Here is a 9,968-nt window from a genome sequence, read left to right as displayed (position 1 = left end):
GATGGCGCGGCCTGTGACCGGTCACGACACCCCGGGTGCGCGATGTCGAGCGGTCGGAGATCGTCGCTGGAGGGCTCGGCGAGCGACGGACTCTGACCACTCGGGGGACGTGAGCGGGGTGTTGTGACCGGCCGGGAAGCACGCGAGCACGCGAAGGCGTGAGCACGGGAGGGCGCGAGCACGCGACGGCGCGAGCACGCGACGGCGCGAGCACGCGACGGCGCGAGCACGCGAAGGCGCGAGGTCGCGGGGAAGCGCAGCGCGGCGTGCAACGGTCGCGACGACCGGGCACCGCCCGTGGGACTACTCCGTCCCCGGGTCCGCCCCGCCCATGCCCGTCAACAGCGCCCGGAACGAGTCGAGCCGCTCGATGCCCGTCGACCCGAGCTCCCCGGCCTGCACCCGGTCGACGATCTCCCAGTCGTGCGCCTGGTCGAGCGGGATGCCCGGGTCCGGGATGCCCGACTCGGCGGACGGCACCGGGATCGCGTGCGAGGCGAACGCCCGGAACACGTTCGCCGGGTCGACGTGCCCCAGGCCGAACGACCGGACGCCCGGGGTGTCGATGATCCAGCCGCCGCCCGTGACCTGCAGCGCGATCGACGACGACGACGTGTGCCGCCCCCGCCCGGTGACCGAGTTGACGACGCCGACGGCCCGCGTCGAGCCGGTCAGTGCGTTCACGAGCGTGGACTTGCCGACGCCGGAGTGCCCCACGGTGACGGTGACCTGCCCGTCCAGCACCTCGTGCAGCGCGTCCAGGGGGAAGGCGTCCGAGCGGCTCGTGACGATCCGCAGGTCCAGACACGCGAAGTGCGCCAGGAAGTCGGTCGGGTCGGCGAGGTCGGTCTTCGTGATGCAGAGGATCGGGTCGAGGCCCGCGTCGAACGCCGCCACCAGGTACCGGTCGATCAGTCGTGTCCGGGGCTCGGGGTCGGCCGCCGCGACGACGACGAGCATCTGCGTCGCGTTCGCCACGATCACGCGCTCGACGTCGTCGCTGTCGTCGGCGCTCCGGCGAAGCAGCGTGGTGCGGTCCTGCACGCGGACGATCCGGGCGAGCGAACCCTCGGCCCCCGACACGTCGCCCGTCAGGAACACGGTGTCCCCGGTGACGACGGACTTCTTGCCGAGCTCACGTGCCTTCGTCGCCGTGATCACCCGCTGTCCGTCGGGCCCGGAGACGAGCACACCGAAGCGCCCTCGGTCGACGTTCGTCACCCAGCCGCTCGGCGCGTCGTCGTACGTCGGGCGGACCTTGGTGCGCGGCCGGTTGCCCTTCGGGTTCGGCCGGACCCGCACGCTCGACTCGTCGTACTGCCCGTACGGCTCGTCCTGGTCGTCGTCACCGTCGACGTCGTCCCACCAACTCACGGCGTCAGGCCCCGGTTCGGGCGGTCGCGACCAGGTCGGCCCAGAGTTCCGGGAACTGCGGCAGCGTCTTGGCGGTCGACCCGATGTCGTCCACCGCGATGCCCGGGGTCACCAGGCCGACGACCGCGCCAGCGGTCGCCATCCGGTGGTCCTCGTACGCGGCCCAGCCGCCGCCGTGGAGCGGCGCCGGCTCGATCCGCAGGCCGTCGTCGAGGACCTGCACCGAGCCTCCTGTCCGGGTCACGTCCGCCGCCAGCGCGGCGAGCCGGTCCGTCTCGTGTCCACGCAGGTGACCGATCCCGGTGATCGTGCTGGGCGTGTCGGCCAAGGCCGCCAACGCGACCAGGGCCGGTGCGAGCTCGCCACCGCGGGTCAGGTCCAGGTCGACCCCCGGACAGGAGGCCCCACCCCGGATCCCGACGCCGCCGTCGAACACCAGGTCGTCGCCGTCACGGCGCACGGTCGCGCCCCACAGGGGCAGGAGCGTCTCGAGGTCGGCGCCGACCTGCGTTGTCGCGGTCGGCCAGGTGCGGATGCGGACGGTGCCGCCCGCCACCAGGGCCGCGATCGCGAAGGGCGCCGCGTTGGACAGGTCGGGCTCGATGGTGACGTCACGGGCCGCGATCGGGCCGGGGTGCACGACCCACTCGCCGACGGCGGGTTGGTCGACCCGGACACCGCGGGCCCGGAGCGCGGCGACGGTCATGTCGATGTGGGGGATGCTCGGCAGGCGGTCGCCGGCGTGCGTGAGGTGCAGGCCCTCGTCGAAGCGCGGTGCAGAGAGCAGCAGGCCGGACACGAACTGGGACGATGCCGACGCGTCGATCGACAGCGCACCGCCGCGCACCGAGCCGGTGCCGGTGAAGGCGAACGGCAGCGATCCGTCGCCGTCGTCGGTGACGTCGATCCCGAGCGCGACGAGGGCGTCGATGACGGGGCGCATCGGTCGGCGGCGGGCTGCTTCGTCGCCGTCGACGACGACCGGGCCGGTGGCCAGCGCGGCGAGCGGCGGCAGGAAGCGCATCACGGTGCCGGCGAGCCCGCAGTCGATCCGGACGTCGCCGTGCATCGGTGCCGGGGTGACCCGCAGGTCCGGACCGTACGGGTTCGGGGTGGCGCCGTCGTCGGGCGTGACCTGGTCGATGCCGACGCCGAGCGCCCGGAGCGCCTCGATCATGAGCGTCGAGTCGCGGGAGTAGAGCGGCAGGTGGATGGTCGACGGACCGTCGGCCAACGCGGCGAGGACGAGTTCGCGGTTGGTCAGCGACTTCGACCCGGGCAGGGCGACGTCGCCCTGCAGGGGGCCCACTGCGACGGGGGCGGTCCAGGCGTCGGGCTGCTGGGAATGCGTCGTGTCTGCCATCGGTTCACAAGACTACTGAAACGATCGGGAGGACCCTTGGCGACAGCACTCGCACCAGCGCGGACACGCATGCCCGCCGTGGTGACCACGCTCGCGCCGGACGCGCCCGCTCGCGACGCGCTCGCGCTGGACACGCTCGCTCTGGACGCGCCCGCTCTAGACTGGCCCGCGATGACCACCGACGAGCCGCAGGCAACTCCGCACGACCTGGTCCACGAGACCGAGGAACAGCTCGACGCCGTCGCCGAGGAAGCAGCGGACCTCGACATCGAGGCCGACGTCGTCGACGCCAAGACCGTCTCGGCCGCCGAACTCCGGTCCCTGTTCGAGGACCAGGCGCTGCCCTTCATGGACCAGCTGTACGGCGCGGCGATGCGGATGACCCGCAACCCGGCCGACGCGTCCGACCTGGTGCAGGAGACCTTCGTCAAGGCGTTCGCCGCCTTCCGGCAGTTCCGCCAGGGCACGAACCTCAAGGCGTGGCTGTACCGGATACTGACGAACACGTTCATCAACACGTACCGCAAGAACCAGCGGAACCCCTACCAGGGCACCATCGACGAGCTCGAGGACTGGCAGCTGGGCGGCGCCGAGAGCGTCACCCAGTCGATCTCCGCCCGGTCCGCCGAGGCCGACGCGATCGACCACCTGCCGTCGTCAGCGGTGAAGGACGCCCTGCAGGCGATCCCCGAGGACTTCCGGATGGCGGTCTACTTCGCTGATGTCGAGGGGTTCTCGTACCAGGAGATCGCGGACATCATGAAGACCCCCGTGGGGACGGTCATGAGCCGTCTGCACCGTGGACGCCGGCTCCTGCGGGGGCTGTTGGCGGACCATGCCCGCGAGACCGGGGTCGTCCCCGACGCAGCGTCGACGGCGACGATGCGTGGACGAGGCCGGAACACCGCGGCGCCGAGCCGTACTGCGGCGACGACCCGCACGGCGGCGTCGAGCCGTACCGCGGCGTCGAGCCGCACTGACCGAGAGGGTGAACGATGAGCGGCTGCGACTGCTCCAAGGCGAAGGCGGAGCTCGAGGAGTTCCTGCACGACGAACTCGGCCGCGAGGACGCGGCGGACATCCGTGAGCACATGGCCGACTGCCCAGACTGCGAGACCGAGCACCGTGTCGGCGTGGTGCTGATGGAGACCGTCAAGCGTGCCTGCAGAGAGACTGCTCCGGAGCAGCTGCGCACCGAGATCCTGACCCGTATCCGCGCGGAGCAGGCGACCCACTGACGTCGAAACACGGATGCCGCGCCGGGTAGGGTCGCGAGCATGACCCTCTCCGTCGAGTCGATCACCACCTGGTCCGACCCGGACGTCGCCGACGTCGCTGCCCTCGTCCGTTCCCTCGGTCACACGGCCGATGATGCTTCGATGCGCGCGCGTCTCGAGCGGCTCACCCCCGAGGCCGGACACCGGACCTGGGTCGTGCGGGCCGAGGACGGGCGTGCCGTCGCGGTCGCCGGCGCACAGGTCACGTGGGCCTACGCGTCGGACGAGCCGACCGCACAGCTGCTGCTGCTGGTCGTCGACCCGTCGGAGCGCCGTTCCGGAACGGGGTCCGCGCTGCTCGGCACGTTCGAGGCCTGGGCCGCGGAGCAGGGCGCGCGGCAGTTGTCGGCCGTCAGCGCTGCCGCGACCGACAGCGCGCACCGGTTCTACCAGAAGCGCGGGTACCACGACGCCGGGGTCCGGTACACCCGGATCGCGTAGCGGCGCGGGGGGCCCGGCGGCCGGCGGCCGGCGAGTCTGGTGCCGCGCGGCGCCGTGCCGGTTCGTCTGCGCGACGTCGCACCCCGACAACGACATCGCGCCCCGTTCTCACGGGGCGCGATGTCGTTGCGGGGGTGCGAACGATCAGTCGAGCGCCCGGTCGAGGACCTCGGCGGCCTCGGCAGCGGACCGCTTCGACGAGCCCGTGGCCGGCGCGGCACTGGCGGGGCGCGACGCGACGGACAGCGGTCGGCCGTCCAGGTGCGGCGACAGGTTCATGCACACGAACGGCCAGGCGCCCTGGTTCTCCGGCTCTTCCTGGGCCCACACGACGTCGGCGTTCGGGTAGCTGCCGAGGACCTGCAGGATGCGGTCGAGGGGGAGCGGTGCGAGCTGCTCGAGCCGGACCAGGGCGACGTCGGTGCGCCCGCGCTTGTCGGCCTCGGCGCGCAGGTCGTGGTGCACCTTGCCGGAGTGCAGCACGACGCGGCGAACGGCGTTCCGGTCGGTGACCTTCGCGTCGTCGATCACCGGCTCGAAGGTGCCGTTCGTGAAGTCCTCGACCGCGCTGGTCGCCTGCCGCAGCCGCAGCATCGCCTTCGGGCTGAAGACGATCAGCGGCTTCTGCGGACGCTCCCAGGCCTGGCGGCGCAGCAGGTGGAAGTACGACGCCGGGGTCGACGGACGTGCCACCACCATGTTGTCCTCGGCGCAGAGCTGCAGGTACCGCTCGATGCGGGCCGACGAGTGGTCGGGGCCCTGACCCTCGTAGCCGTGGGGCAGCAGCAGGACCAGGCCGGAGCGCTGTCCCCACTTCTGCTCGGCGGACGAGATGAACTCGTCGATGACCGTCTGTGCGCCGTTCGCGAAGTCGCCGAACTGCGCTTCCCAGAGCACCAGGGCGTCGGGGCGCTCGACCGAGTAGCCGTACTCGAACGCCATCGCCGCGTACTCGCTGAGCAGCGTGTCGTAGATGTAGAAGCGGGCCTGGTCCTCGGTCAGGTTCGACAGGGGCAGCCACTCCTGCCCGTTCTCGCGGTCGTGGAACACCGCCTGCCGTTGGACGAAGGTGCCGCGTCGGGCGTCCTGCCCGGCGAGCCGGACGGGCTTGCCCTCGGTCAGCAGCGAGCCGATCGCCATGAGTTCGGCCATCGCCCAGTCGACGCCGCCCTTGCGGGTCATGTCCGTGCGCTTGGTGAGCAGTGCCTGCAGCTTCGGGTGCACCTGGAACCCGGCGGGCGGATTGCCGTGCGCGTCGCCGATGAGCTCGACGAGCTCCTTCGAGATCGCGGTGTCGTGGACCTGCAGTTCGGTGTCGTCACGCTGTGCCGCTGGGCGTTCGAGCCCCTGCACGGCACCGTCGTCGTCGACCTGGATGACGGGGATCGTGCCGGTCTGCGCTTCGTGGGTCTCGGCGAAGGCGCGCTCGAGGCGGTCCTGGAAGTCGCGGTGCGCCTCGTCGTACTCCTGCTGGGTGATGTCACCTCGGCCGACCAGGGCCTCGGTGAACAGCGTCCGGACGGAGCGCTTGGCCTCGATCAGGTTGTACATGAGCGGCTGCGTCATCGAGGGGTCGTCGCCCTCGTTGTGTCCGCGGCGGCGGTAGCAGACCAGGTCGATGACGACGTCGCGGTGGAACTCCTGCCGGTACGCGAACGCCAGGTCGGCGACGCGGGCCACGGCCTCGGGGTCGTCCCCGTTGACGTGCAGGATCGGCGCCTGGATCGTCTTGGCGACGTCGGTGGAGTACACCGAGGTGCGCGCGGAGTCGGGCGGGGTGGTGAACCCGACCTGGTTGTTGATCACCAGGTGCACGGTGCCGCCGGTGCGGTAGCCGCGCAGCTGCGACATCTGCAGGGTCTCGACGACCACACCCTGGCCGGCCATCGCAGCGTCACCGTGGACGAGCACGGGCAGCACGCCGAACTCACCAGCCGGTCCGCGGTCCTGCTTGGCGCGGACGATGCCCTCGAGCACGCCGTCGACGGCTTCGAGGTGCGACGGGTTCGCGGCGATCGTGATCGGGATCGTGGTGCCGTCCGACGCGCGGAAGACCCCCTCGGTGCCGACGTGGTACTTGACGTCGCCGGAGCCCTGACCCTGCACGGCGCCGGGGAGCGTGGTGCCCTCGAACTCGCGGAAGATCTGGCCGTAGGTCTTGCCGGCGATGTTCGTCAGCACGTTCAGGCGGCCACGGTGGGCCATGCCGATCGCGACCTCGTCGAGCCCGGCGACGGCGGCGTGCTGGATGAGCGTGTCGAGGAACGGGATCGTCGACTCGCCGCCCTCGAGCGAGAAGCGCTTCTGGCCGACGTACTTGGTCTGCAGGAAGGTCTCGAACGCCTCGGCCTCGTTGAGCTTGCCGAGGACGCGCAGCTGCTCGTCCTTCGAGGGCTTCGAGTAGGGGACCTCGATGTGGGACTGGAACCAGCGACGCTGTTCCGGGTCCTGGATGTGCATGTACTCGATGCCGACCGTGCGGCAGTAGGCGTCGCGCAGGACACCGAGCACGTCACGCAGCGGCGCGTTCGTGGTGCCGGCCAGACCGCCGGTCACGAACTCGCGGTCGAGGTCCCAGAAGGTCAGCCCGTGGCTCTCGATCTCGAGGTCGGGGTGGGTGCGCTGGCGGTACTCGAGCGGGTCGATGTCCGCCATCAGGTGCCCGCGGACCCGGAAGCTGTTGATGAGCTCCTGCACGCGCGCGGTCTTGTTGACGCGGTGGGCCAGGTCGACGTTGATGTCGTTGGCCCACTGGATCGGCTTGTAGGGGATCCGGAGCGCCGAGAAGATGCCCTCGTAGAACCCGTGCTCACCGATCAGGCGCTCGTGCACCTTCTTCAGGTACTCGCCCGAGCCGGCGCCCTGGATGACGCGGTGGTCGTAGGTGCTGGTCAGCGTGATCGTCTTGCCGATGCCGAGTTCGACCAGGGTCTTGGACGCCGAGCCCTGGAACTGTGCGGGGTACTCGAGTGCGCCCGCGCCGATGATGGCGCCCTGGCCCTTGGTCAGGCGGGGGACCGAGTGCACGGTGCCGATGCCGCCGGGGTTGGTCAGCGAGATCGTGGTGCCCTGGAAGTCGGCAGGCGTGAGCTTGTTGTCGCGGGCCCGCTTGACCAGGTCCTCGTACGCCGACAGGAACTGGCCGAAGGTCAGGGTCTCGGCGCGCTTGATGCTCGGGACGAGCAGGGAGCGCGTGCCGTCCTTCTTGGGGACGTCGATCGCGATGCCGAGGCCGACGTGTGCGGGGGCGACGACGAAGGGCTTGCCGTCGCGTTCCTCGTAGAAGACGTTCTGGCTCGGGAAGTCCTTGAGCGCCTGCACCATGGCCCACCCGATCAGGTGGGTGAAGGAGATCTTGCCGCCGCGGGCGCGACGCAGGTGGTTGTTGATGACGATCCGGTTGTCGATCATCAGCTTGGCGGGGATGGTGCGCACGCTGGTGGCGGTCGGGACGGTGAGCGACGCGTCCATGTTCGACGCCAGGGTCTTCGCCATGCCACGCAGCGGGGTCGCCACGTCTTCGTGGGTCTCCTCGTGGTCGTCGGCGGCGTCGTTCGCCTCGGCCGGGATCGGCTGCGGGGACGGCTGCTTCGAGGTCGTGCGGGCCTGGATCGTCGCCCCCTTGCCGTCGCCGGACCCGGCCGGAGCGGCCGACCCGGCAGCAGCGGCAGGGCCACCAGGAGCGGCGGGAGCAGGAGCGGCGGGAGCAGGAGCGGCCGCAGGCTGTGCCGGGGCAGCGGTCGCGGCGGCCTTGCCGGAGGTCTGGTGGTAGCTCTCGAGCACGGGCCACCAGGACTCGTCCACCGAGTGCTTGTCCGCGACGAACTGCTCGTAGAGCTCGTCCACGAGCCACTCGTTCGCGCCGAATTCGCCCGCGGTCTCGTCAGTTCCGGTCAGATGGCTCGACACAGCCGATCGCCCACTCTCCGTCGATTGATGCTCGTGTGTGTCGTGCGGCTCAACCCTGCCCCGCACGTCGTCAAGCGTAGCCGTTCCCACATGTCCGTCCGGTGTCAGCCCGAGGCATGTCGTCCCGCAGTACGGTGGGCCGCATGAGGTTCTACGAGACGCGGCCGACCCACGACCTGACCTACTCCGACGTCTTCCTCGTGCCCAGCCGTTCCGGGGTCACGAGCCGCTTCGACGTCGACCTCGCCGCGAACGACGGTTCGGGCGTCACCATCCCCATCGTCAGCGCCAACATGAACTCGGTCACCGGTCCGCGGCTGGCGGCGACGCTCGCACGTCGGGGCGGGCTCGGCGTGCTGCCGCAGGACATGCACCTGCAGGACCTGGACGCCGCGATCCGGTGGGTGAAGGACCAGCCCGTCGCCTTCGACACCGCGATCGAGATGCGCGCCGACACCACGGTCGCCGAGACCCTCGAACAGCTCCTGCCGGTCGCCGGTCGCGGGGTCGTGGTCCGCGATGCCGCCGGCGAGTACCTGGGCTGCGTGCCGGCCACCCGACTGGGCACCGCCGGACCCGACGCCACCCTCCGCGACCTGCTGCACGGCGCGTCGACCGGGATCGACGCCGAGGACGCCGGCACCCCCCGCCACGTGTACGACGTGCTCACGGCAGCCGACGTCGACTTCGCGCCCGTCACCCGGCACGGCAAGGTCGTCGGCACCACCAGCCCGACCAGCGCCATCCGCTCCGACATCTACACGCCCGCCGTCGACGCCTCCGGCCGGCTGCGGGTCGCTGCCGCGATCGGCATCAACGGTGACGTCGCGGCCAAGGCGAAGGCCCTGGCGGCAGCCGGCGTCGACGTCCTCGTCCTCGACACCGCCCACGGTCACCAGGAAGCGATGCTCCGCGCGCTCCGCACGGTCGCCGCCCTCGACCTCGGCATCCCGCTCGTCGCCGGCAACGTCGTCACCGCCGATGCCGTCGCCCACCTGGTCGATGCCGGGGCGTCGATCATCAAGGTCGGCGTCGGACCCGGAGCCATGTGCACCACGCGCATGATGACCGCCGTCGGGCGTCCGCAGTTCTCCGCCGTGCTCGAGACCGCCGCCGCAGCCCGGTCGCTCGGCGCGCACGTCTGGGCCGACGGCGGCGTCCGCTACCCGCGCGACGTGGCGCTCGCCCTGGCCGCCGGCGCCAGCGCCGTCATGATCGGCTCGTGGTTCGCCGGCACGCTCGAGGCACCGGGCGTCCTGCGCCGCGACACCGCCGGCAAGGCCTACAAGGAGAGCTGGGGGATGGCCAGCGCCAAGGCCGTGCGCGAACGCTTCGAGCGCCTCGACCCGTACGAGCGTGCACGCAAGGCACTCTTCGCCGAGGGCATCTCGTCCTCGACGATCTACCTCGACCCCGAGCGCCCGAGCGTCGAGGACCTGCTCGACATGATCACGACCGGTGTCCGCAGCTCGGCGACCTACGCCGGCGCGACCAGCCTGGCCGAGTTCTCGGAGCGTGCGCTCGTGGGCATCCAGTCCGCCGCCGGGTACGAAGAGGGCAAACCACTCCCCGTCAGCTGGTAACCGCCACACGACGGACGGGAG

Annotated in this window: 7 protein-coding genes; 4 read left to right on the top strand and 3 right to left on the bottom strand. The window is 71.2% G+C overall.

Annotation, left to right across the window (positions count from 1 at the left end; genetic code table 11):
- Positions 1-303: 303 nt before the first annotated feature.
- Together rsgA and aroA are read right to left on the bottom strand one after the other, a co-directional pair.
- The gene (rsgA, locus tag ACLBWP_RS18410) at positions 304-1,374 is read right to left on the bottom strand and encodes a ribosome small subunit-dependent GTPase A (RefSeq protein WP_243560754.1); all 1,071 of its coding nucleotides are present in this window, start codon (positions 1,372-1,374) and stop codon (positions 304-306) included.
- A 4-nt stretch (positions 1,375-1,378) separates the two neighbouring features.
- Positions 1,379-2,737 (bottom strand): 3-phosphoshikimate 1-carboxyvinyltransferase, encoded by a 1,359-nt coding sequence (aroA, locus tag ACLBWP_RS18405; protein ID WP_447656262.1) that lies wholly within the window; start codon positions 2,735-2,737, stop codon positions 1,379-1,381.
- Positions 2,738-2,908: 171 nt separating this feature from the next.
- Between aroA and ACLBWP_RS18400 the strand changes: the two genes are divergently transcribed.
- From ACLBWP_RS18400 to ACLBWP_RS18390, 3 genes are read left to right on the top strand one after another with little or no spacing between them, the layout of a single operon-like run.
- Positions 2,909-3,736 (top strand): sigma-70 family RNA polymerase sigma factor, encoded by an 828-nt coding sequence (locus tag ACLBWP_RS18400; protein WP_447656264.1) that lies wholly within the window; start codon positions 2,909-2,911, stop codon positions 3,734-3,736.
- Positions 3,733-3,975: a zf-HC2 domain-containing protein gene (locus tag ACLBWP_RS18395; RefSeq protein ID WP_243560758.1), complete on the top strand. Its 243-nt coding sequence runs from the start codon at positions 3,733-3,735 to the stop codon at positions 3,973-3,975. Before ACLBWP_RS18400 ends, ACLBWP_RS18395 begins: the two co-directional genes overlap by 4 nt.
- A gap of 39 nt (positions 3,976-4,014) precedes the next feature.
- Positions 4,015-4,455, top strand: a complete 441-nt coding sequence (locus tag ACLBWP_RS18390; RefSeq protein ID WP_243560760.1) for a GNAT family N-acetyltransferase — start codon at positions 4,015-4,017, stop codon at positions 4,453-4,455.
- A 144-nt stretch (positions 4,456-4,599) separates the two neighbouring features.
- Here ACLBWP_RS18390 and ACLBWP_RS18385 read toward each other — a convergent pair whose 3' ends face one another.
- Positions 4,600-8,364, bottom strand: coding sequence for a multifunctional oxoglutarate decarboxylase/oxoglutarate dehydrogenase thiamine pyrophosphate-binding subunit/dihydrolipoyllysine-residue succinyltransferase subunit (locus tag ACLBWP_RS18385; RefSeq protein WP_447656261.1), 3,765 nt, complete (start codon positions 8,362-8,364; stop codon positions 4,600-4,602).
- Between the two features lie 143 nt (positions 8,365-8,507).
- Here ACLBWP_RS18385 and guaB1 point away from each other — a divergent pair, with 143 nt between their 5' ends.
- Positions 8,508-9,947 carry a GMP reductase gene (guaB1, locus tag ACLBWP_RS18380; RefSeq protein ID WP_243560765.1) on the top strand — a complete coding sequence of 480 codons (1,440 nt, stop codon included), beginning with the start codon at positions 8,508-8,510 and terminating at the stop codon, positions 9,945-9,947.
- Positions 9,948-9,968 lie beyond the last annotated feature (21 nt).

The sequence above is a fragment of the Microbacterium sp. M1A1_1b genome, from assembly GCF_053345565.1.
This window is presented reverse-complemented; position numbering and strand designations above follow the sequence as displayed.

Excerpts from the sequence above, each read along its gene's own strand:
- ACLBWP_RS18395 (WP_243560758.1), top strand. The coding sequence starts at position 3,733 with ATGAGCGGCTGCGACTGCTCCAAGGCGAAGGCGGAGCTCGAGGAGTTC.
- ACLBWP_RS18400 (WP_447656264.1), top strand. The coding sequence starts at position 2,909 with ATGACCACCGACGAGCCGCAGGCAACTCCGCACGACCTGGTCCACGAG.
- aroA (WP_447656262.1), bottom strand. The coding sequence starts at position 2,737 with ATGGCAGACACGACGCATTCCCAGCAGCCCGACGCCTGGACCGCCCCC.
- ACLBWP_RS18390 (WP_243560760.1), top strand. The coding sequence starts at position 4,015 with ATGACCCTCTCCGTCGAGTCGATCACCACCTGGTCCGACCCGGACGTC.
- guaB1 (WP_243560765.1), top strand. The coding sequence starts at position 8,508 with ATGAGGTTCTACGAGACGCGGCCGACCCACGACCTGACCTACTCCGAC.